General features: G+C 69.0%; 23 protein-coding genes. 14 read left to right on the forward strand and 9 right to left on the reverse strand.

Annotation, left to right across the window (positions count from 1 at the left end; translation table 11 throughout):
- Positions 1 to 2: 2 nt before the first annotated feature.
- Both ftsY and Q9R19_RS05310 read left to right on the forward strand, forming a co-directional pair.
- Positions 3 to 878 (forward strand): signal recognition particle-docking protein FtsY, encoded by an 876-nt coding sequence (gene ftsY / locus Q9R19_RS05305; protein ID WP_311255286.1) that lies wholly within the window; start codon positions 3 to 5, stop codon positions 876 to 878.
- A 38-nt stretch (positions 879 to 916) separates the two neighbouring features.
- Complete coding sequence (locus Q9R19_RS05310; protein ID WP_311255287.1) at positions 917 to 1,417, forward strand: DUF2004 domain-containing protein; 501 nt, start codon at positions 917 to 919, stop codon at positions 1,415 to 1,417.
- 37 nt (positions 1,418 to 1,454) lie between these two features.
- On the opposite strand, the gene Q9R19_RS05315 is transcribed toward Q9R19_RS05310, so the two are convergent.
- From Q9R19_RS05315 to lipB, 4 genes are all read right to left on the reverse strand, one after another.
- Complete coding sequence (locus tag Q9R19_RS05315; protein WP_311255288.1) at positions 1,455 to 2,129, reverse strand: GNAT family N-acetyltransferase; 675 nt, start codon at positions 2,127 to 2,129, stop codon at positions 1,455 to 1,457.
- Entirely contained in the window at positions 2,126 to 4,501 is a 2,376-nt protein-coding gene (locus tag Q9R19_RS05320) for a hypothetical protein (protein WP_311255289.1), read from the reverse strand. The genes Q9R19_RS05315 and Q9R19_RS05320 overlap by 4 nt, the downstream gene beginning before the upstream one ends.
- 84 nt (positions 4,502 to 4,585) lie before the next feature.
- Complete coding sequence (gene lipA, locus Q9R19_RS05325) at positions 4,586 to 5,578, reverse strand: lipoyl synthase (RefSeq protein ID WP_311255290.1); 993 nt, start codon at positions 5,576 to 5,578, stop codon at positions 4,586 to 4,588.
- Positions 5,575 to 6,228 carry a lipoyl(octanoyl) transferase LipB gene (gene lipB / locus Q9R19_RS05330; RefSeq protein WP_311255291.1) on the reverse strand — a complete coding sequence of 218 codons (654 nt, stop codon included), beginning with the start codon at positions 6,226 to 6,228 and terminating at the stop codon, positions 5,575 to 5,577. The genes lipA and lipB overlap by 4 nt, the downstream gene beginning before the upstream one ends.
- Before the next feature lie 121 nt (positions 6,229 to 6,349).
- Between lipB and Q9R19_RS05335 the strand changes: the two genes are divergently transcribed.
- From Q9R19_RS05335 to ffh, 3 genes are read left to right on the forward strand one after another with little or no spacing between them, the layout of a single operon-like run.
- Positions 6,350 to 6,934 (forward strand): TetR/AcrR family transcriptional regulator, encoded by a 585-nt coding sequence (locus Q9R19_RS05335; RefSeq protein ID WP_311255292.1) that lies wholly within the window; start codon positions 6,350 to 6,352, stop codon positions 6,932 to 6,934.
- Positions 6,935 to 6,937: 3 nt separating this feature from the next.
- A complete protein-coding gene (locus Q9R19_RS05340) occupies positions 6,938 to 7,969 on the forward strand; it encodes an acyltransferase (protein ID WP_311255293.1) in 1,032 nt (343 codons plus the stop codon).
- A 13-nt stretch (positions 7,970 to 7,982) separates the two neighbouring features.
- Positions 7,983 to 9,533, forward strand: a complete 1,551-nt coding sequence (ffh, locus tag Q9R19_RS05345; protein ID WP_311255294.1) for a signal recognition particle protein — start codon at positions 7,983 to 7,985, stop codon at positions 9,531 to 9,533.
- Here ffh and glpK read toward each other — a convergent pair.
- From glpK to Q9R19_RS05360, 3 genes are all read right to left on the reverse strand, one after another.
- Positions 9,530 to 11,044 carry a glycerol kinase GlpK gene (gene glpK / locus Q9R19_RS05350; protein WP_311255295.1) on the reverse strand — a complete coding sequence of 505 codons (1,515 nt, stop codon included), beginning with the start codon at positions 11,042 to 11,044 and terminating at the stop codon, positions 9,530 to 9,532. The two genes, ffh and glpK, sit on opposite strands and share 4 nt — an antisense overlap.
- Positions 11,045 to 11,095: 51 nt before the next feature.
- Positions 11,096 to 12,808 carry a glycerol-3-phosphate dehydrogenase/oxidase gene (locus Q9R19_RS05355; RefSeq protein WP_311255296.1) on the reverse strand — a complete coding sequence of 571 codons (1,713 nt, stop codon included), beginning with the start codon at positions 12,806 to 12,808 and terminating at the stop codon, positions 11,096 to 11,098.
- Positions 12,809 to 12,947: 139 nt separating this feature from the next.
- A complete protein-coding gene (locus Q9R19_RS05360) occupies positions 12,948 to 14,096 on the reverse strand; it encodes a glutamate--cysteine ligase (RefSeq protein ID WP_311255297.1) in 1,149 nt (382 codons plus the stop codon).
- A 209-nt stretch (positions 14,097 to 14,305) separates the two neighbouring features.
- Between Q9R19_RS05360 and rpsP the strand changes: the two genes are divergently transcribed.
- The 4 genes from rpsP to trmD are packed head-to-tail and all read left to right on the forward strand — an operon-like array spanning position 14,306 to position 16,332.
- Complete coding sequence (gene rpsP, locus Q9R19_RS05365) at positions 14,306 to 14,746, forward strand: 30S ribosomal protein S16 (RefSeq protein ID WP_311255298.1); 441 nt, start codon at positions 14,306 to 14,308, stop codon at positions 14,744 to 14,746.
- 6 nt (positions 14,747 to 14,752) lie between these two features.
- Positions 14,753 to 14,983, forward strand: a complete 231-nt coding sequence (locus Q9R19_RS05370; RefSeq protein ID WP_071644715.1) for an RNA-binding protein — start codon at positions 14,753 to 14,755, stop codon at positions 14,981 to 14,983.
- 1 nt (position 14,984) lies between these two features.
- Entirely contained in the window at positions 14,985 to 15,605 is a 621-nt protein-coding gene (rimM, locus tag Q9R19_RS05375) for a ribosome maturation factor RimM (protein ID WP_311255299.1), read from the forward strand.
- A gap of 7 nt (positions 15,606 to 15,612) precedes the next feature.
- Positions 15,613 to 16,332 (forward strand): tRNA (guanosine(37)-N1)-methyltransferase TrmD, encoded by a 720-nt coding sequence (gene trmD, locus Q9R19_RS05380; RefSeq protein ID WP_311255878.1) that lies wholly within the window; start codon positions 15,613 to 15,615, stop codon positions 16,330 to 16,332.
- Here trmD and Q9R19_RS05385 read toward each other — a convergent pair.
- On the reverse strand, positions 16,329 to 16,922 hold the full coding sequence (locus tag Q9R19_RS05385; protein WP_311255300.1) for a histidine phosphatase family protein: 594 nt from the start codon (positions 16,920 to 16,922) through the stop codon (positions 16,329 to 16,331). The genes trmD and Q9R19_RS05385 overlap by 4 nt on opposite strands.
- A 61-nt stretch (positions 16,923 to 16,983) precedes the next feature.
- Positions 16,984 to 17,766, reverse strand: coding sequence for a type I methionyl aminopeptidase (map, locus tag Q9R19_RS05390; RefSeq protein ID WP_311255301.1), 783 nt, complete (start codon positions 17,764 to 17,766; stop codon positions 16,984 to 16,986).
- Between the two features lie 102 nt (positions 17,767 to 17,868).
- Between map and Q9R19_RS05395 the strand changes: the two genes are divergently transcribed.
- From Q9R19_RS05395 to Q9R19_RS05415, 5 genes are all read left to right on the forward strand, one after another.
- Positions 17,869 to 18,360: an MFS transporter permease gene (locus Q9R19_RS05395; RefSeq protein ID WP_311255302.1), complete on the forward strand. Its 492-nt coding sequence runs from the start codon at positions 17,869 to 17,871 to the stop codon at positions 18,358 to 18,360.
- Between the two features lie 170 nt (positions 18,361 to 18,530).
- Positions 18,531 to 18,878 carry a 50S ribosomal protein L19 gene (gene rplS / locus Q9R19_RS05400; protein ID WP_311255303.1) on the forward strand — a complete coding sequence of 116 codons (348 nt, stop codon included), beginning with the start codon at positions 18,531 to 18,533 and terminating at the stop codon, positions 18,876 to 18,878.
- A gap of 138 nt (positions 18,879 to 19,016) precedes the next feature.
- A complete protein-coding gene (lepB, locus tag Q9R19_RS05405) occupies positions 19,017 to 19,751 on the forward strand; it encodes a signal peptidase I (protein WP_311255304.1) in 735 nt (244 codons plus the stop codon).
- The gene (locus Q9R19_RS05410) at positions 19,748 to 20,413 is read left to right on the forward strand and encodes a ribonuclease HII (RefSeq protein ID WP_311255305.1); all 666 of its coding nucleotides are present in this window, start codon (positions 19,748 to 19,750) and stop codon (positions 20,411 to 20,413) included. Before lepB ends, Q9R19_RS05410 begins: the two co-directional genes overlap by 4 nt.
- A 47-nt stretch (positions 20,414 to 20,460) precedes the next feature.
- Positions 20,461 to 20,787: a DUF2469 family protein gene (locus Q9R19_RS05415; protein ID WP_311255306.1), complete on the forward strand. Its 327-nt coding sequence runs from the start codon at positions 20,461 to 20,463 to the stop codon at positions 20,785 to 20,787.
- The last annotated feature ends 40 nt before the right edge of the window (positions 20,788 to 20,827 follow it).

The following is a 20,827-nucleotide window of genomic DNA, read 5'->3' on the forward strand; positions in this document are numbered from 1 at the left end:
GCATGGCGGAGAAGTCCTGGTCCCTGGGTCGCGCGCTGCGCGGCATGTTCGTCAAGCCCACCATCGACGAGACCACGTGGGAGGACCTCGAGACCGCGCTGATCACCGCGGACTTCGGTCCCGACATCACCGAGGCCCTGCTGGATGAGCTGCGGGGGAAGGTCGACCGATACCGCACCACCGATCCGCGTGACCTGCAGCGGATGCTGCGCGAGACGCTCGAGGAGCGCTTCGCGAAGTTCGACACCACGCTCAAGCTCACCGAGCGCCCCGCCGTCGTGCTCGTGGTCGGCGTGAACGGCGTCGGCAAGACCACGACGATCGGCAAGTTCACGAAGTTCCTGCGCGGGTTCGAGCGCAGCGTGGTGGTCGGCGGCGCCGACACGTTCCGCGCTGCGGCCGTCGAGCAGCTGGCCACGTGGGCGCAGCGCGGGGGAGCGGCGATCGTCCGGCCCCAGCATGAGGGGCAGGACCCGGCATCCGTCGCCTATCAGACCGTCGAGTACGCGCGGCAGCACGGCACCGAGATCGCCATCATCGACACCGCCGGCCGGCTGCACACCAAGGGTGGGCTGATGGACGAGCTGTCCAAGGTGCGTCGGGTGGTCGAGAAGCTCGCACCGATCAGCGAGGTGCTGCTGGTGCTGGACGCCACCACGGGGCAGAACGGCGTCATGCAGGCGGAGGCCTTCCTGCAGCACGCAGGCGTGACGGGTCTGGTGATCACCAAGCTCGACGGATCCGCCAAGGGCGGGTTCATCCTGGCCGTGCAGGAGCGCACCGGCATTCCCGTCAAGCTGCTCGGCCAGGGCGAGGGGATCGACGATCTCACCGGCTTCACCCCGCACGTGTTCGTCTCCTCGCTCGTCGGCGCGTAGGACTACCGGACGAGCGGGCGGGCTGGTTTCATAGCGATATGGCGATCGAACACGACTACTTCGGAGTCCTCTCATCCGGTCCCGACGGCGCCATCTTCTGGACCGAGCGGGTGGAGTTCGGCGACCAGTCGGTGACGGTCGACCTGACCGCCCCGGATCAGGACGACGTGTCCCAGGCAGCGCTCGATGTCGCGGCCGGTCTGATCTCGGGCATCGAGAACCTGGATGCCGTGGTGCGGCGCGCCATGCTCGCTGAGGTCGACGATCGCACGAGCGAGGTCACCGAGTACATCCTGCAGCAGCAGGAGGTCTACGGCGACGAGCTGCAGGACGTGCTCGTCGACGTGAGCGGGGACGCCGCTGTGGACATCATCCGCTCACTGAGCCTGATGAGCATGACGATCCTCGCCGACGAGCACGGCGGCGCCGACCCGTTCGCCGTGATGGAGTACGCCCTGGATGCGGATTCCACCGACGACGTGCTGCTGGTCAACCTCGCCGACGACGGCTCCGTGCTCTCGGTGATGAGCGCCGACTGACACACCCACGACTGGGGCGGGGTGTGGAATCGAGGGCTCAGAGCGGGGAGCGGGCGATCCGGGCGTAGTCCTCCAACGGTATCGCGCGCAATCCGTCGGGCTCGGCCGCCGCCCGCAGCCGGCGCGCATCCGGGTCATCGGCCGCTTCGAGGATCTCGTGCAGATAGTGCTGCACGGCACGCTGCTGGCGGGCATCCAGCGCACCGCGCTCGGCGATGCGACCGTCACGGTCGAAGACGGCCAGCAGCATCCCGTGCTCCCGACTGTTGTGCTCGGAGACAGGCGGCTGGAAGTACGGCAGATCGAGGGCGAGCGCCCCGAAACGCGCGTAGAACCGCAGCCGCGCCGCCGGGTCGCCGTGCACCGGATGTGGGGATTGCACGTCGGGGCGGTCGAACTCCGCCAGCATCACCGAGCCCGACCACCGGTCCAGGAACGCCGACAGCAGCCCCGATCCGACGCCCCTTCCGCGTGAGGAAGGAGCGGCGACCAGGTACTCCAGCAGCACGGCATCCCCGAAGGGCTGGGCGACGGCGGCGCCCAGCATCCGGCCATCCTGATCGCGGGCCAGCAGCACCTCCCCGCCTTCGCCGAGCTGGGCGACGAAGTCGTGCTCGGGAACGAGCTCGCCCGGCCGGAACGACGGCGTCAGCAGCGTGCGGTGCGCATCGCGCAGTTCGGCGGCATCCGTGCTGGAATCGAAGGAGATCATCTCGGCGATCCCGACCGCCGTCGGCGCCCGCCGGCTCGACGGGACATCACGATCATGACGACCCCGATGGCGGCCGCGACGACCAGGATCGCGACGATGAACCACCACGTGATGTCGCCGCGCAGACCGAACCCTTCCTGCAGCAGGGACGCCATTCCGGAGATGCCGATGACGGCGAGGATCACGCCGAGCACGCGCTCGACCCGCTCTGTGCGGCGCTCGCGCTCGCTCTGCCGGTCGTCGAGGATGCGCTCGATGCGCCGGTGGCAGACATCCAGCAATGGCTGCAGCCGAGAGCCGAGCACATCGCGCACGGCACGCTCGAAGCCCTGCCGCAGCAGGTGATATCGGTTCGACCGGAGCACGGTGTCCAGATCCATGCGCAGCGCCGGCGACGAGACGATCGCGGGTGACTCCACGAACAGCATGATCGCCTGCTTGGACTGCACGAAGGACTGCAGCTCGAGCTCGGCGCGCTCGATGACCCGCACCAGGTCGCCCAGCCGGTCGGTGACCTCCTGCTGCGCCGCGACATCGCCTCCCGAGCTCGACGCATCGGCGGCGGCGAGCAGACTCTCCACGTCGGTGAGCAGACCAGAGATGCTCTCGGCGTGCTCACGCACTCTGCTCTGCCATGCCTCGTACATGCCATGCATGCTGTGCGCGAAGGTGATGAAGCTCTCGATCTCGCTGACCGCGTAGTCGGGGGAGCGGAAGCTGGCGAGCAGCGTGACGTTGGAATTGGCGGCGAGCAGCTCGTCGTTCAGATGCAGCAGCTCGAACGTGTCGACGTCATCGATGTCGTACATGGCCCAGTCCGCCACACCGGAGGCGCCGGCGGGCAACGGATGCAGCAGGGGCTGGGCGCCCCACAGCCCGGGGATCTCGCGGGCCGACGTCAGTGGCGTTCGCACTCCGCCGACGTCCCGCGATGCCCGTTCCACCGTCACCACCACGCCGAACGAACCTGACCGCGCAGAGATCGGATCGGCCGAGTCGCCCGCTGCCCCGTGTTCGGCTTCGCCTGCGTCGCGCAGCAGAGCGCGCAGATCATCCAGCACCGCGGCGACGACGTCGGCCAGTCGCGACAGGCGTGTGCGCGGCTCCGAGCGAGGATGCAGGTGCAGCGCCTGCGGGATCTCCGTGAGATCGCCGAAGACGGGAGTGGCGAGATTCACGATGCGGGCGACCTCGACGGCAGGCGCATTCGCCAGGTCGATGTCGAACAGCACGGCATGGTTGCCGAGATCGGACAGCTGCACCTGCGTGCGGATCGTGAGCGAGTCGGTGTCCGCTCCCGCGGCTGCGAGTACGACATCCTCGAGCTGCAGGGTCGAGCCGCGGTAGCGTCTGCCCAAGCTGTCAGACCCCTGCCAGACGTCGCTGAGCGTCAGTCGGCGCAGCACCTTCGTCAGTCGCAGCGGGCCCAGGCGCTCGCTCTGCTCGGCGGCATCGGCGAGTCGGCGCACGGCGTCGAGGTCTGCCGACAGCTCGTCCGCGCCCTGCCGCAGGACGCCGAACCCGTAGATGATGCGCATGCGGCCCTCGTCGATGTGCAGCCAGGGTCGCTCAGAGGCACGATGGACCGCCTCGAGCGAGGCGAGGTGACCGCGCAGTTCGCTCGCGTCGACGGCACGGAATCCGCCGCGGTCGATCAGGGTGGTGATCCGGGCGATGTCGACGCTGACGTCGTCGATTCGACGGGAGAGCAGGCCCGCAGTCGCGACGGCGATCTCGTGGATCGCCCGGTAGTAGCGATGCTCGCAGCGCGTCTCCTCGATCAGGCGCCGGCGCCCAGGGTGCGCGGGCAGGGCGCGGGCGGACCTCCGGATCGGAGCGATGCTCGCAGTCGCCTCGGCGGTGATGCGGATGACAGCACGCAGATCACCGGTGAGCAGTGCGGCCTCGACATCGAACTCGTGATTCATGAAGCGCAGCAGGCTCCACGCCACGGCGTCGGCGCCTTCGGGCGCCAGCGACCTCGCCTCATCCACGGCTGCATTGACGGCGGCGCGGATCAGTGAGTGATCCCAGTTGAGCTCCCACGCCTCGTTCACGAGGTTCCTGAGGTACATCGCCAGCACCACCCCTCCGAGGGGCAGAGCGGATGCCGCGCGAACCGCGGCGGGAAGCAGGTTGCCCAGCAGCACCCCGTGGGAGGCATGACCGTCGTCGGCGCCGTCGGAGACCGCGCTCTGCCACCATTCCAAGCTGAGCACCTCTCGGATGCCCGCCTGCTGCTCTGGCGTCAGCGCCCACGCCGAACCCTCGCTCCGCTGGGCGATGAACCCAGCCGACAGCCATTCGCGCGCTTCCTCGGCGTCTTCGTTGGCCAGCGCGAAGATGCTCTCGCTGCTGCTGTCCGTCTCCACTGGTGCCCCCAGACTGCGCGGTGTCCCGCATCGAGTCCGATTGTGCCCGAAGACACCTTCCGAGCACCATGCCCGCAGCGGAAATCACACGGCCTGAGCGAACCCCAGGTCGGCGCCCTCGGCGATGTGCGCGAGATGAGCGGGGATCTCACGGCCCTTCGAGATCATCGACTGCGCCCACAGCCGGCCGGCGCGGTACGAGGAGCGCACCAGGGGGCCGGCCAGCACGCCGAGGAACCCGATCCGCTCGGCCTCGGCCTTGAACTCGACGAACTCGTCGGGCTTGACCCAGCGCGCCACAGGCAGGTGCCGCGGGGATGGGCGCAGGTACTGCGTGATGGTGATGATGTCGCAGCCGGCATCGTGCAGATCCTGCAGAGCCTCGATGACCTCGGCGGGCTCCTCGCCCATGCCGAGGATGAGGTTGGACTTGGTGATAAGTCCCGCCTCGTGACCCTGCGTGATCACATTCAGGGAGCGCTCGTAGGTGAACGCCGGGCGGATGCGGCGGAAGATGCGCGGCACGGTCTCGACGTTGTGCGCGAACACCTCGGGGCGCGCGTCGAAGATCTGGCCGAGGTACTCAGGTCTGCCGCTGTGGTCGTTGGCGAGCAGCTCGACGCCCGTGTTCGGGTTCTGCGCGTGGATCTGCCGCACGGTCTCGGCGTTCAGCCATGCACCGGTGTCGGGCAGGTCGTCGCGGGCGACGCTGGTGACCGTGGCGTAGCGCAGACCCATGCGCGTGACGCTCTCGGCCACGCGCCGTGGCTCGTCGGTGTCGTAGTCGGCGGGCTTGCCGGTGTCGATCTGGCAGAAGTCGCAGCGCCGGGTGCACTGCGATCCGCCGATCAGGAAGGTCGCCTCCCGGTCCTCCCAGCACTCGAAGATGTTCGGGCAGCCCGCCTCCTGGCACACCGTGTGCAGGCCCTCGTCCTTCACCAGGGAGTGCAGTGCCTGGTACTCCGGGCCCATCTTTGCCTTAGTGCGGATCCATTCGGGCTTGCGCTCGATGGGCGTCTCGGAGTTGCGGATCTCCAGACGCAGCAGCTTGCGTCCGTCGGGGTGGGCGGCGCTCATGCTGCCACCTCCTTGCGGGTGTCGGGGGCGTACTCGGCGGCGAAGGCATCGGAGACGCTCTGCACGATGTCTGCGGGGGTGATGTCGCCGCCCACGATCTCGCTGACGGTGGTGACACCGGCATCCGTGATGCCGCACGGGATGATGCCGCGGAAACCGGCCAGCGTGTTGTCGCAGTTGATCGCGAAGCCGTGCATGGTCACGCCCTGCTGCACCCGCACGCCGATCGCGGCCACCTTGTCCTCGGACAGCGGTCGGCGCACCCACACTCCGCTGCGGCCCTCGACCTGGTAGCCGTCGACGCCGAGCGGCTTCAGGATGCTGATCAGCAGACGCTCCATGCGGCGCACGTGCGCGACGACGTCCATCGGCTCGGGCAGGCGCACGATCGGGTAGCCGACGAGCTGACCGGGGCCGTGCCAGGTGATCTTGCCGCCGCGATCCACGTCGATCACCGGCGTGCCGTCCTGCGGGCGCTCCTGGGGCTCGGTGCGCTTGCCCGCCGTGTAGACCGCCTCGTGCTCCAGCAGCAGGAGCGTGTCGGGCCGGTCGCCGGCGACGACCTCGCGGTGGATGCTGCGCTGCAGCTCCCAGCCCTGCTGATACGGCACGTACTCCGGTGCGAGACCGGCGATCCGGATGTCGAGCATGTTCGCTCCTGTCGTGAACGGAAGAACCGTCGTTGTTGGATGCGGTGCAGAAAATGTCTCGGTACAGCCTACGCCTACCGGGTCGACTTGTCGTGCGCGGCATGCCGCTACGCTGACGGGCATGGCATCCGAGTCGCGAGCGGGCAGGCCGAGGGCATCCTCCAGGGAGACGCTCGCCGAGGCCGCGTGCGAGCTGTTCCTGGAGCAGGGGTACGAGGCGACGTCGATCGTCGACATCGCACAGCGCGCCGGCGTGAGCCGTTCGAGCTTCTTCAACTACTTCGACTCGAAGAGCGACGTGCTTTGGTCTGGACTGGATGCCAGGATCGCCGACGCCTCGGTGCGGCTCGCGGCACTCGGATGCGACGCCGACGGCTCGTCCGTGCGCGCGGCCGTGGAGCCCATCGTGCAGGGCTTCGCGCCGGATCCGCTCGCGCTGGCGCTGCGCAACGCCGCGGCCATGGGCCTGGAGCAGGAGCTGCTGCGCGACACGGGCCTGCGTCACGCCCGTATGGCGTCGGCGGTCGCCGGTGCCGCCCGCAGCTCGGGGATCGATCAGATCCGCGCCGACATCCTGGGGTCCGCACTGGCCACCGCAGTGCTGTCGTCTCTGCGCGTGTGGGCGGAGCAGGGCGCCGGACAGGCGTCGCTGGAGGTGCAGTTCGACGAGGCGCTGCGCAGCATCCACGACCTTCCGTGGGAGTGACGGGTGACCGGCCACGACCGCGCCCGTCCGCACAACAACTTCGACGTGCTGCGGATCATCGCTGCATCGATGGTCGTCATCGGGCACGCGTGGCCGCTGACCGGCCACGTCGGGGTCCCGCGCCTGGGCGGCATCTCGATCCACCACCTCGGGGTCTACGTCTTCTTCGCGATCAGCGGATTCCTGCTGGCGACCTCCTGGGCGCGGGATCCTCGCGCAGGCGCCTTTCTGCTGCGGCGCGCGCTGCGGATCCTCCCCGCGCTGATCGTCGTGGTCCTCGTCAGCATGCTCGCGATCGGGCCGCTGATCACGACTGCGACCGCTGATGAGTACTGGCGATCCTCCACGACCTGGACATACCTGATCAACATCGTGCTGCTCGCGCAGTACGACCTCCCCGGGGTGTTCACCGGCAATCCGACATCGGCGGTGAACGGCTCGCTGTGGAGTCTCGGGCCGGAGTTCAGCAGCTACCTCATGCTGGTCGTCGTCGGCATGATCGGCATCCGCGCCTCGCGCTGGCTGCGCGGCGCACTCGGAGCCGGTATCGCCGGTCTCACCCTGCTCCTGCCGCTGCACGGCGCGCTGCGCACGACCGCGGCAGCGGTGATCTTCTTCATCGTGGGGAGCCTGATCGCGGAGCTGCCCCGCGCCTGGCGGCTGCCGATCTGGCCGGCGGTCCTCGGTCTGGTGGCTCTGACACCCTGCTCCGGGACGCTCGGCCTCGCGATCTCCTGGCTGGTGGTGCCGTACGCGGTGATCGTGATCGGGACCCGGTCCGCCCCGATCGCCGCATGGACGAGGCGCATCGGCGACCCGTCCTACGGAATGTACCTCTGGGCGTTCCCCGCGCAGCAGCTGCTCGTGATGTGGTGGCCGGACGTGCCGATCGCCCTGTGCATCGTCATCCTCATCCCGGCCACCGCAGCGATCGGCGCGCTGTCCTGGCACCTGATCGAGCACCGGGCTATCCGCCTCGGATCCCGCTTGAGCGCGAGGCGACGACGACGCGAGACCCTCTGCGGCGTCCCGTAGAATCGGAGGCACCATGGCTACCTTTGGCACGCTCTCCGATCGGCTCACCGAGACCTTCCGCAACCTGCGCACGAAGGGCAAGCTGAGCCCGGCCGACGTCGACGGCACCGTCCGCGAGATCCGTCGCGCCCTGCTCGACGCCGACGTCGCACTCGCCGTCGTGAAGGACTTCACCGCGAAGGTGCGCGAGCGCGCCCTGGGCGACGAGGTCAACAAGGCGCTGAATCCCGCGCAGCAGGTCGTGCAGATCGTGAATGAGGAGCTCGTCGCGATCCTCGGCGGCGAGCAGCGTCGGCTCGAGTTCGCGAAGACCCCGCCGACCGTCATCATGCTCGCCGGCCTGCAGGGATCGGGAAAGACCACGTTCGCCGGCAAGCTCGCTCGCCAGCTCGAGGCCGACGGGCACACCCCGCTGCTGGTCGCCGCCGACCTGCAGCGCCCCAACGCCGTCACCCAGCTGCAGGTCGTCGCCGAGCGCGCAGGGGCTGCGATCTTCGCGCCGGAGCCCGGCAACGGCGTGGGAGACCCGGTGCAGGTCTCGAAGGCCGGGGTGGAGCACGCGCGCCGCCAGCAGCACGACGTCGTCATCATCGACACCGCGGGCCGCCTCGGCGTCGACGCGGAGCTGATGAAGCAGGCATCCGACATCCGCAGGGCGACCAGCCCGGACGAGGTGCTGTTCGTGATCGACGCGACGATCGGCCAGGATGCCGTGAACGTCGCCAAGGCGTTCCAGGAGGGCGTGGACTTCACCGGAGTCGTGCTGTCCAAGCTCGACGGCGACGCCCGAGGCGGAGCAGCGCTGTCTGTGGCGTCCCTCACCGGCAGGCCGATCATCTTCGCCTCCACCGGCGAGAACCTCGAGGACCTCGAACCGTTCCACCCCGACCGCATGGCGAGCCGCATCCTCGACCTCGGCGACATCCTCACACTCATCGAGCAGGCCCAGCAGGCCTTCGATGAGGAAGAGGCCACGAAGATGGCCGAGAAGCTCGCCAACGAGGCCTTCACGCTGGAGGACTTCCTCGAGCAGATGCAGCAGATGCGCAAGATGGGCTCGATGAAGAAGATGCTCGGCATGCTGCCGGGCATGGGCCAGATGAAGCAGCAGCTGGACGACTTCGACGAGCGCGAGGTCGACCGCACCGAGGCGATCATCCGCTCGATGACCCCCGCTGAGCGCCGCAACACGAAGATCCTGAACGGCTCGCGCCGGCTGCGCATCGCGCGTGGATCCGGCATGACCGTCACCGACGTGAACCAGCTCGTGCAGCGCTTCGAGCAGGCCGCCAAGATGATGAAGACGGTCGCCCGCGGCGGCACCCCGCAGATCCCCGGCATGGGCCCGATGGGCAAGCCGGGGGCTTCGGCCAAGCGCGGCAAGAAGAGCGGCAAGAGCAAGGGCGGCTCCCGCTCCGGAAACCCGGCCAAGCGCGCTGCGGAGAACGCGGGCCTCGCCACCACGAATGCCAACCCGAGCGGATCCGGCTTCGGGCTCGGCGGGCAGAAGGCGCCGACCGAAGCCGACATGGCCGAGATCCAGAAGCTGTTCGGCAAGAACTAGCGCACGTCGTCGTCGACCCAGTCCATCGACTTGGTGACGGCCTTGCGCCACAGGCGCAGCAGGCGACCGCGTTCCGCGGCGTCCATCGCCGGCTCCCAGCGCCGGTCCTCCTGCCAGTTCGCCGACAGTTCGTCGAGGTCGTTCCAGAACCCTACGGCCAGGCCTGCGGCGTAGGCGGCGCCCAGCGCCGTCGTCTCGGCGACCATGGGACGCACCACCGGAACGCCCAGCACGTCGGCCTGGAACTGCATGAGCGCGTCGTTGGACACCATTCCGCCGTCCACCTTCAGCTCGGCCAGCGTCAGGTCGGCGTCGGCATTGACCGCATCCAGCACATCCGCCGTCTGGAACGCCACCGCCTCCAGCGCCGCCCGGGCGATGTGGTTGCGGTTGGCGAAGCGGGTGAGCCCCACGATCGCCCCGCGCGCGTCCGGTCGCCAGTACGGGGTGAACAGACCTGAGAATGCTGGCACGATGTACACGCCGCCGTTGTCGTCGACCTGTGAGGCGAGCTTCTCCACCTCGGGTGCGGAGGAGATCAGGCCGAGCTGGTCGCGCAGCCACTGGATCAGCGAGCCCGCCACGGCGATCGAGCCCTCGAGGGCGTAGTGCGCGGGCGCGTCGCCGAGCTTGTAGCCGACCGTCGTCAGCAGACCGTTGTTCGAGCGGACGATCTCCTCGCCGGTGTTGAAGATCAGGAAGCATCCGGTGCCGTACGTGTTCTTGCTCTCGCCGGCGCCGAACGCGGCCTGGCCGAAGGTCGCCGCCTGCTGGTCGCCGAGGATTCCGGCGATCGGCGTCTCCCGCAGCAGCGACCTGCTCTCGGCGGTGCCGTACACCTCGGACGAGGAGCGGATCTCCGGCATCATCGAGCGCGGCACCCCGAACGCGTCCAGGATGTCGTCGCGCCACTGCAGGGTCTCCAGGTCCATGAACATGGTGCGCGACGCGTTGGTGACATCCGTCGCGTGCACGCCGCCGTCGACGCCGCCGGTCAGGTTCCACAGCACCCAGGTGTCGGTCGTGCCGAACATCAGCTCACCGGCATCCGCCTTCTCCCGCGCACCGTCCACGTTCTCGAGGATCCAGACGATCTTCGTGCCGGAGAAGTACGTCGCCAGCGGCAGGCCGACGATGTCGGCGAACCGTTCCATGCCGCCGTCGGCGGCCAGTCGGTTCACGATCTCCTGCGTGCGGGTGTCCTGCCAGACGATGGCGTTGTACACCGGCTCTCCCGTGCGCCGGTCCCAGACCACGGCGGTCTCGCGCTGATTGGTGATGCCGACGGCGGCGATGTCGTGGCGGGTCAGGTGCGCACGGGTGAGCGCGAGACCGATCACCTCCTGCACGTTGCGCCAGATCTCGGCGGCGTCGTGCTCGACCCACCCGGCGCGCGGCAGGACCTGCTCGTGCTCCTTCTGGCCGGATGCCACCACCTTGCCGGCGCGATCGAAGATGATCGCCCTGCTCGACGTGGTGCCCTGATCGATCGACAGCACATACTCGGCCATACGGCCCTCCTTCAGCGGATCCTCGGCGACCCGCGCCTCACCAGTGTGCCGTCAGCCGCGGACCGGCACGGCGAGCGACAGGCCGTGCGCGTCGTTCAGCAGCTGCACGGTCGCCTCCACCTCGGCATCCCGCCGATCATCGTCCCATCCCCGCAGGGGCGCCAGCGCGTCGGCCAGCTCTGCCAGCAGCTCGCCGGTGACGTCGCCGACGAACGCGATGTTCGAACGGCGCAGCACCACATCGGCGAGCCGGACCACGAGCTCGTGCTCGACCATCCACTCCAGCTCGCGCACCGACAGCGCGCCTCCGGCCAGCGGCCGGTCCTCCTGCTGCGCGATGTGCGCCCACACCTGGGCGGCGCGGGTGCCGTAGCGCGTCAGCAGCGCGTCTCCGCGAGCCGGGTCGGCACCGGGAAGGTTCGCCTGCTTCCAGGCCGCACGGGCCCGGGTGGTGCGCGGGAATCCCTGACCGCCGCCGATCGGCAGACCGGCCGTGGACACCGATCGGGGGCGCCCGAGCAGGTCGAGCACGCGGTTCGCGAGGTGCTCGCCCAGCGCGCGGAACGTCGTCCACTTGCCGCCCACCAGACTCAGCTGCGGTGTCGTGCCGCTCTCGTCGAGCTCGATGCGGTAGTCGCGCGAGACGAACCCGGGAGCGGTGTCCTCGTGACGGGGGAGCGGACGGATGCCCGAGAAGCGGTAGACGATCTGATCACGATCCACCGCGATCCCGGGGAACACGTGGTGGACGAGGTCGAAGAAGTAGTCGACCTCCTCCTCGGTGCAGCGCGCCGGTTCGCGCGGATCTGCCTCGATGTCGGTCGTGCCGACCATCACCCGGCCGCGCAGCGGGTAGATGAGCACGATCCGGCCGTCGGAGTGCTCGAAGAAGATCTCCCGTCCTCCCGTGGCCGCCAGCAGTTCGGCGTGGTCGAGCACGATGTGCGAGCCCTTGGTGCCACCCATGAATCGCGTGGCATCGCCGAGCGCGTCATTGGTGAGATCCGTCCACGGACCGGAGGCGTTGACGATCACGTCGGCGCGCACGGCGAAATCCTCAGCGCTCTCCCGATCGCGCAGGACGACCGCGTCGCCGTCGCGTCCGACCGCCTCGACGTAGTTGAGCGCGTGCGAGCCGGGGTTGGCGGAGCGGCCGTCCTGCAGCACGTCCAGGGCGAGACGCTCGGGATCGTGCATCGACGCGTCGTAGTAGGTGGCCGTGTACTTGACCGCCGGATCCAGCTGTGGCAGCTCGCTCAGCGACGAGGAGCGCCCCAGGAAGCGGTGTCGGGGCACCGAGCCGCCATCACGGGAGAAGAGGTCGTAGATGGTCAGACCGAGCTTGATCAGCACGGCGCCGCGCTCCTGCGGCCTGCCGCTGCGATGGGTCAGGAAGCGCAGGGGAGCGGACAGGATGCCCGAGAAGGTCGAGTAGATCGGGATGGTGGTGCGCAGCGGCTTGACATAGTGCGGTGCGACGCGCAGCAGTCCGTTGCGCTCCTGCACGGATTCCCGCACCAGCCGGAACTCTCCGTTCTCCAGGTAGCGGATGCCGCCGTGGATCATATGGCTGGATGCCGACGAGGCGCCGCCCGCGAAGTCGCCGCGGTCGACGATCACCGCATCCACGCCCTGCAGGGCCAGGTCGCGGAACAGCGAGATGCCGTTGATCCCCGCGCCGATGATCAGCACTGTCGTGCGCCCGGTCTCCCGGACCGATGCCAGCTCCGCCTCGCGTCGCGTGCCTCGCGTCTGCGCAACCATGGTGCCCCCTTCGTACCGAGTCCAGTACGTGCCGACTTCCAGCATCCGACCTCTGACGGGATCATGCAAACGCGGTGCCGCGTCTGCTCGTCCACGCAGGGGGACGCGGCGCTCACGCGTCCGCGCGACGAGGACGGACTCAGTCCGCCGTCCCGTTCTCCGGACCCTCCCGGAACTCGCGGATGAGATGCTGGACGACCTCTCGCAGGTCGCCTCCGGCAGCATCCGCCGCCGCCAGCTGACGCGCGTAGCTCGCCCCGCCCCGCAGAATCGCCTCCACTCCGCCGAGCTCCCGCTCGCAGGACAGGTCGGCGGCGATGGGCCGCAGGTCGTCCAGCACCGCTGCGAGATGATCGCGCACGGGGACCTGCGAGCCTGCGGAGTCGACGATGATGCGGGCGTCGAGCCCGTAGCGGGCCGTGCGCCACTTGTTCTCGCGGTGGAACCAGGGCTGCAGCGCGGGCAGCTCGCGATCCTCGTCCAGCTCGCGCGAGAAGAACTCGACCAGGCACTGGGTGAGGGCGGCGACCGATGCCAGCTCGGTGAGCGTGGACATCCCGTCGCAGGCGCGCACCTCGATCGTGCCCCAGCGCGGGGCCGGACGGATGTCCCACCGCACCTCAGACGCGTCGCGCATCACGCCCGTGCGGACCATGTCGTCCAGGTACCCCTCGAAGTCCCGCCAGGTGCGGATCGGCCAGGGCAGGCCAGCGGTCGGCAGCTGCTGGAACACCAGCGAGCGGTTGGAGGCGTACCCGGTGCGCTCGCCCGCCCAGTACGGACTGGATGCCGAGAGTGCCTGCAGATGGGGGAGGAACGCCGACAGCGCGCCGATGATGGGAATCACCTTGTCGCGATCCTCCACGCCCACGTGCACGTGGATGCCCCAGATCATCATGTTCCTGCCCCACCACTGCGTGCGCTCGATCAGCTGGCGGTAGCGGGTCTTCTCCGTCACGCGCTGGTCGAACCACTGCGCGAACGGATGGCTGCCGGCCGAGAGCAGCTCGATGCCGGCCGGGTCGGTGGCCTGCCGGACAGCGGCGATGGCCGCGGCGATGTCGTCCACGGCATCCTTCACCGACGAGCCGACGCCGCTGGTGACCTCGATCGTGTTGGTGAGCAGCTCTCCGGTGACGGTGTGCCGCTCGGAGGCGCTCTGCGCCTCGAGCAGACCGAGCAGCTCGGGCGCGCGCCCGACCAGATCGCCCGTCTCGGGATCGGCGAGCATGACCTCCCACTCCAGACCGACGGTGGAGCGGTCCGAGGGCGCGAATTCGATCGGCACGCGCACAGTCTGACACGCCTTCGGCCCTCGGCGCGCGACACGTGCCCGCGGGTTTCGCGCCGGGGCCGGTGATCTGGCAGAATAGAGGGTCGGACGGCTGCTCGACCCTCTATCCAGCATCCGTTCCCCCATTCAGAGCGTCCACCGGGTTGTGCACCCCACTCTCCAGGTGATCAGTTCGTCTTCCTTTCCACACATTCAGGAGAATCGTGGCTGTCAAGATCCGTCTCAAGCGCTTCGGCAAGATCCGTGCGCCCTACTACCGCATCGTCGTCGCCGACTCGCGCACCAAGCGCGACGGTCGTGTGATCGAGGAGATCGGCAAGTACCACCCCACCGAGCAGCCCTCGTTCATCGAGGTCGACTCGGAGCGCGCGCAGTACTGGCTGTCCGTCGGCGCTCAGCCCACCGAGCAGGTCGCCGCGCTGCTGAAGCTGACCGGCGACTGGGGCAGGTTCAAGGGCGACAAGAACGCCAAGTCCACCGTTCAGGTCGCCGAGGCCAAGGCGGGCTTCGAGGCCGACTCGTCGAAGAAGTCGGTCATCAAGCCCAAGGCCGAGAAGAAGGCCGAGGAGCCCGCTGAGGCCCCCGCCGAATCCGATCAGTCGGTTGCTGAGCCTGTCGAAGCACCCGCCGCCGACGCAGAGTAATCCGCTGTGCTCGCCGCCGCGCTCGAACACGTCGTCAAGGGGATCGTCGATCACCCGGACGACGTCCGCATCACCGCATCCGCGTCGCCCCGGGGCGACCTGCTCGAGGTGCATGTGCACCCGGATGACCGTGGTCGCGTGATCGGGCGCGGCGGCCGCACCGCCAAGGCGCTGCGCACCCTCATCTCCGCCCTCGCCGACGGGCGCCGCGTCCGCGTCGACGTGGCGGACGACTGACGTGGCGACCGAGAGGAACCAGCTTCGCGTCGGCCGCCTGCTCAAGGCGCACGGTCTCAAGGGCGCGTTGAAGCTCGAGCTGTACACCGACAACCCCGAGCGCCGCTTCGTGCCCGGCGCCGAGTTCACGCTGCAGGTGCCCGAGGCATCGGCCTGGCACGGCAAGACCGTCACGATCCGCGACTACCGCGTGATGAACGGCAGTTCCGTGGTCTTCCTCGAGGGCGTCGACGATCGCACCGCGGCGGAATCCCTCGTCAAGGCCATCCTCTGGATGGATGAGGACGACGAGGTCGAGGACGACGCGTGGTACGCGCATCAGCTCGCCGGTCTGGATGTCGTCCGAGACGGCGAGGTCATCGGGCATGTGGTGCGCGTGGAGCACCTGCCCGCGCAGGACTTGCTGATCGTGAAGACCGAAACGGCCGAGGTCATGGTGCCGTTCGTCTCTGCGATCGTCCCCACGGTGGACATCGCCGCCGGCCGAGTGATCGTGACCCCGCCGCCCGGCCTCTTCGAGGAGCTGCCGCCGGCAGCGGATGCCGCAGAAGAAGCGGATGCCGCAGAAGAAGCGGATGCCGCAGAAGAAGCGGATGCCGCAGGCGAGTCCGCCTCCGAGTGAGCACGTCATGCGCATCGACGTCGTCTCGATCTTCCCGTCGTACTTCGACGGCCTGACCCTTTCCCTGCTGGGGAAGGCGCGGGACTCGGGCATCCTCGATCTGAACGTGCACGACCTGCGCGACTGGACCCACGACCGGCACCGCACCGTGGACGACACGCCCTACGGCGGCGGCGCGGGCATGGTCATGAAACCCGAGCCCTGGGGCGAAGCGCTGGATGCCCTGACCTCGCCTCCGGTCGTCGAACGAGCGCAGCGAGACGAAACGCAGGCGACCCCCACCATCATCTTCCCCTCACCCGCCGGCGAGGTCTTCACGCAGGCCACCGCCCGCGATCTCGCAGCCCGCGAGCACCTGATCTTCGGCTGCGGTCGCTACGAGGGCATCGACGAGCGCGTCTTCGAGTACGCCGCCGACCGCGGCGAGGTGCGGCTGATCAGCCTGGGCGACTACGTGCTCAACGGGGGAGAGGTCGCCGTCATGGCGATGGTCGAGGCGATCGGCCGGCTCATCCCGGGCGTCGTCGGCAACCCCGAGAGCCTCGTGGAGGAGTCGCACGAGGACGGGCTGCTCGAGTACCCCTCCTACACGAAGCCCGCTCTCTGGCGCGACCGGGAGGTGCCGCCGATCCTGCTCAGCGGCAACCACGGCGCCATCGCCGCCTGGCGCCGCGACCAGCAGCTCGAGCGCACCCGCGACCGGCGCCCTGACCTGCTGGGCGGCTAGAGGATCCGCTCGACGCCGCGCTCGATCTCGAACACGACGCCGTGCGGATGCCGCAGCGCGAGCGCCTGCCCGGCGTCCAGACCGCGCAGCTCGGCGCGCAGCATCCGCCCGATCATCTCGTGCGTGACCAGCAGCGGGGCAGAGTCCGTGGCCCAGCCGCAGGCGGACAGGGCCTCGCGTGCGCGGCTCCGCGCCTGCGCGTAGCTCTCACCGCCGGGGAAGGACCAGCCGTACCTGTTCTCCGCACGCTGCTCACGTGCACCGGGATGCAGCTGGTCGACCTCGTCCCAGGTGAGGCCGGCCATCTCGCCGTGGTGCACCTCCGCCAGCTCGGGCACCTGGACGAGCTCGGCGCCGATGCGGTCGGCGATGATCACGGCGGTGCGCAGCGCGCGGCCGAGCGGGCTCGAGCACACCACGGAGATCCCTCGGCCGTGCAGGCGCTCGGCGGTCTCGCGCGCCTGACGGATGCCGTCGGTCGTCAGCGGGGAGTCGAGCTGGCCCTGCAGGCGGTGCTCGACGTTCCACTCCGTCTGCCCGTGCCTGGCCAGCAGCACGCGCTCCGGGACGTGACGGTCGCGCGGGATCATGCAGTCAGGATGCCACAGCGGGCGCGGCGCCGGAACGGCTCAGCGCCGGAGCATCGCCGGCTCAGTCGACCCCGAGGAAGCTCCGGTCGGTGAGCACGATCGGGCCATCCTTGGTGACCGCCACGGTGTGCTCGGAGTGCGATCCGCGGGAGCCGTCGGCGCTGCGCAGCGTCCAGCCGTCGGCATCCGTCCGCAGCTCGTCCGTGGTGGCGAGCAGCCACGGCTCCAGCGCGAAGACCAGGCCCTCGCGCAGCGGGAAGCCTCGCCCTGCGCGACCGTCGTTGGGCACGTGCGGGTCGCCGTGCATGATGCGCCCGACGCCGTGTCCGCCGAACTCCGTGTTGATCGAGTAGCCCTCGCCGTGTGCGACGGCGGCGATGGATGCCGAGATGTCGCCGATCCGATTGCCGACCACGGCCGCGGCGATCGCGGCGTCCAGGGACCGCTCGGTGGTGTCGATCAGCCGCAGGTCCTCATCGCGCGGCGTGCCGACCACGAAGGACACCGCCGAGTCCGCGACCCAGCCGTCGACGGAGACCGCGAAGTCCAGCGACACGAGGTCGCCGTCGCGCAGGGCGTAATCGTGGGGGAGGCCGTGCAGCACGGCGTCGTTGACCGAGGTGCAGATGACCTTGCCGAAGGGGCCGTTTCCGAACGAGGGCGCGTAGTCGATGTAGCAGGACTCCGCCCCCGCCTTGCGGATCAGATCGTGAGCGTGGCGGTCGATGGCCAGCAGGTTGGTGCCCACCTTCGTCTCCGCGCGCAGGGTCGCCAGGGTCTCGGCGACGAAGCGGCCGGCGGCTCGCATCTCGTCGATCTCGGCGGGCGTGCGCAGTTCGATCATGGGGAGGTCCTCTCGTCGGCATCCATTCTCTCCGATCCCGGGCCGGGCATGCTCACAGCGAACACCTCCCGACAGGAGGACGCGCCGACGTACGATCGGAGCATGTGGTTGCGTGAGGCGTTCTTCCGCTGGCTTCTGCCGGCGGCCTTCCTGCTGCCGCTGTGGCTGTTCGTGGGATGGGCGATCTTCGGCCGGAGCGCGGGGAGCCTGCTGTGGGTGCTGCTGATGGCGATGCCGACGGTGTTCGCCGGCCAGCTGATCCTGACCCTGCTCACCCGCTCGCGTCCTTCGGTGCGAGCCGAGCGCGCGCTGTCCTGGTGGGATGTCGTCGGGTTCGCCGTGTGGCACCTCCTGACGATCGGCGTGGGACTCTTCCTCGACGGTGCGTTCGGCTGGCTGCTGACCGGTGCGATCATCGCCGCGATCGCGCTGTTCTGGCTGCAGCTGTGGCAGCTCTGGAACGAGGCGCGGGGCACGGGCATCCGCTTCCGCGAGACGGTGGGCTGGCGCACGGCGGCGCGCTCGGACGACGACCGCGCGGCGCGGGCGCAGCCCGAGGTCGTCGTGATCGAGGAGAGTCGCACCAAGGACTGAGCGCACCGGTTTTGAGGCGGCCCGGGTTCATGGCAGAATGGATGCTTGTGCCGTGAACCGGTTCTGCCCCAGGGGAACCCGCGGACGCTCTGCGCGCCGCTCGACACACACCCGTTCTCATTCCTTTGAATCATGCACGCGACCTGAGGCGAGTGCAGAGAGAGACGATCATGCAGATCCTCGACGCCGTCGATGCGGCTTCGCTCCGTTCCGACATCCCTGTCTTCAACCCCGGTGACACCGTCAAGGTGCACGTGAACATCACCGAGGGTTCGCGTTCGCGCATCCAGGTCTTCCAGGGCGTCGTCATCGGCCGCCAGGGCGATGGTGTGCGCGAGACGTTCACCGTCCGCAAGATCAGCTTCCAGGTGGGCGTCGAGCGCACCTTCCCAGTGCACTCCCCGGTGATCGACCACATCGAGGTCGTCACCCGCGGTGACGTGCGTCGCGCCAAGCTGTACTACCTGCGCAACCTGCGCGGCAAGAAGGCCAAGATCAAGGAGAAGCGCGACAACTGACGCGCAGCTGATCACGCAGAACCCCGAGACACTCCCGTCTCGGGGTTCTGTCGTCTGTGCGGCGATGTGCGACCCTTGTAGATGCCGCGTCTGCGCGGATGCCGCGTCTGCGCGACGACCCGGAAGAAGAGAGAGCACATGAGTTCTGAAGCCGCCGAATCCGCGGAGCAGGCGCCACGGCGGCGAAGCGCATGGGTCTTCCTGCGCGATGTGCTCGTGATCGTGCTCATCGCCGCGCTGGTCTCGTTCGTGGTGAAGACCTTCGTGGTGCGCTCGTTCTACATCCCCTCCGGTTCGATGGAGCGCACCCTGCTCATCAACGACCGCATCCTCGTCGACGAGCTCACGCCGCGGTGGGCGGGATACGACCGCGGCGACGTGGTGGTGTTCGAGGATCCCGGTGGCTGGCTCCCGCCCGCACCGCAGCACCCCGCGCGACCGTTCATCGTCGAGGCGGCGGACTGGGTGCTCACCTTCGTGGGCCTGTCCACCACCGATGCGCAGGATCACCTGGTCAAGCGCCTCATCGGTCTGCCCGGCGACCATGTGGTGTGCTGCAACACCCTCGGTCAGATCACCGTGAACGGCTCGCCGATCGATGAGCTCTCCTACCTGGATCTGCCCTCGGGGGATACGGCCGCCTCCAACGTGGACTTCGATGTGACCGTGCCCGCCGGCTCGATGTGGGTGATGGGGGACAACCGCGATCGCTCCCAGGACTCGCGTGCGCATCAGGAGCTCCCCGGCGGCGGATTCGTGCCGCTGGACGACGTCGTGGGGCGCGCGTTCCTGACCACCTGGCCGCTGGATCGCTTCGGTCTGATCGACACCCACGACGAGGTGTTCCGCTCGGTCCCGGAGCCGGAGAAGTGACGGTCGTCGCGCCCACCCTCCGGCTGGAGCGCCGTCTGCTCAAGGAGGACTTCGAGCTGATCATCGCGCTGGACGAGGTCGGCCGGGGGGCGCTGGCGGGACCCGTCGCGGTGGGGGCGGCGGTCATGGATGCCGCGGGCTCGCGCCGCCGGGTGCCGGATGGCCTGCGCGACTCCAAGCTGATCCCCGAGCGGCGGCGGCCGGAGATGGCAGCCAGGGCGGCGGACTGGGTGCTCGCCTCGGCCGTGGGCTGGGCGAGCGCAGCAGAGGTGGACGAGGTCGGCATCATGCGCGCGCTCGGGCTGGCGGCCTCTCGCGCCGTGCAGGCGGTGGTGGAGCTCGGCGCCTCGCTGGAGCGCACCCTGGTGATCCTGGACGGCAACCACGACTACGTGTCGCGCGTGCACCCGGATCGCCTCGCCGTGCGCACCATCGTGAAGGGTGATCGCGACTGCGCCTCGGTGTCGGCGGCGTCGGTGATCGCCAAGGTCGCCCGCGACGGGCTGATGGCTGAGCTGCATCCTGACCATCCCGTCTATCAGTGGGACCGCAACAAGGGCTACGCGAGTCCGGAGCATCGGCTGGCCATCCGCGAGCAGGGTCTGTCTCCGCTGCATCGCGCGTCGTGGGCGATCGCCGACGCGGCACCGACCCTGTTCTAGGCTGCCGCTCCGCCCTGGCGCCTGGTCTCTCCTAGGATGGAGTCATCATGGATGAGGATGCCTTCGACGACTACGACCGCGAACTCGAGCTCGCGCTGTTCCGCGAGTACCGCGACGTCGTCGCGCAGTTCCAGTACGTCGTCGAGACGGAGCGGCGGTTCTACCTGGCCAACGAGGTCAACGTCGTCCGACGCGACACGGAGACCGACTTCTACTTCGAGATCTCGATGAACGACGTGTGGGTGTGGGACATCTACCGCGCCGACCGCTTCGTGAAGTCCGTGCGGGTCCTGACCTTCAAGGACGTGAACGTCGAGGAGCTGCAGCGGCGCGAGTTCGAACTGCCCGACGAGCTCTCCCTCGACGGCAGGTGAGCCGACTGGTTTCCACACTCCGCTGATCCGGACGGGCTCT

The organism is Microbacterium sp. ARD32 (genome assembly GCF_031844385.1).
Classification (GTDB): domain Bacteria; phylum Actinomycetota; class Actinomycetes; order Actinomycetales; family Microbacteriaceae; genus Microbacterium.

Bases quoted from the DNA above. Each gene is read 5' to 3' on its own strand.
- Q9R19_RS05355 (WP_311255296.1), bottom strand. From the start codon at position 12,808: ATGGTTGCGCAGACGCGAGGCACGCGACGCGAGGCGGAGCTGGCATCG.
- trmD (WP_311255878.1), top strand. From the start codon at position 15,613: ATGCGCATCGACGTCGTCTCGATCTTCCCGTCGTACTTCGACGGCCTG.
- ffh (WP_311255294.1), top strand. From the start codon at position 7,983: ATGGCTACCTTTGGCACGCTCTCCGATCGGCTCACCGAGACCTTCCGC.
- Q9R19_RS05335 (WP_311255292.1), top strand. From the start codon at position 6,350: ATGGCATCCGAGTCGCGAGCGGGCAGGCCGAGGGCATCCTCCAGGGAG.
- Q9R19_RS05385 (WP_311255300.1), bottom strand. From the start codon at position 16,922: ATGATCCCGCGCGACCGTCACGTCCCGGAGCGCGTGCTGCTGGCCAGG.
- lipB (WP_311255291.1), bottom strand. From the start codon at position 6,228: ATGCTCGACATCCGGATCGCCGGTCTCGCACCGGAGTACGTGCCGTAT.
- lepB (WP_311255304.1), top strand. From the start codon at position 19,017: ATGAGTTCTGAAGCCGCCGAATCCGCGGAGCAGGCGCCACGGCGGCGA.
- glpK (WP_311255295.1), bottom strand. From the start codon at position 11,044: ATGGCCGAGTATGTGCTGTCGATCGATCAGGGCACCACGTCGAGCAGG.
- map (WP_311255301.1), bottom strand. From the start codon at position 17,766: ATGATCGAACTGCGCACGCCCGCCGAGATCGACGAGATGCGAGCCGCC.
- rplS (WP_311255303.1), top strand. From the start codon at position 18,531: ATGCAGATCCTCGACGCCGTCGATGCGGCTTCGCTCCGTTCCGACATC.
- Q9R19_RS05315 (WP_311255288.1), bottom strand. From the start codon at position 2,129: ATGATCTCCTTCGATTCCAGCACGGATGCCGCCGAACTGCGCGATGCG.
- Q9R19_RS05310 (WP_311255287.1), top strand. From the start codon at position 917: ATGGCGATCGAACACGACTACTTCGGAGTCCTCTCATCCGGTCCCGAC.
- Q9R19_RS05415 (WP_311255306.1), top strand. From the start codon at position 20,461: ATGGATGAGGATGCCTTCGACGACTACGACCGCGAACTCGAGCTCGCG.
- ftsY (WP_311255286.1), top strand. From the start codon at position 3: ATGGCGGAGAAGTCCTGGTCCCTGGGTCGCGCGCTGCGCGGCATGTTC.
- lipA (WP_311255290.1), bottom strand. From the start codon at position 5,578: ATGAGCGCCGCCCACCCCGACGGACGCAAGCTGCTGCGTCTGGAGATC.
- Q9R19_RS05395 (WP_311255302.1), top strand. From the start codon at position 17,869: ATGTGGTTGCGTGAGGCGTTCTTCCGCTGGCTTCTGCCGGCGGCCTTC.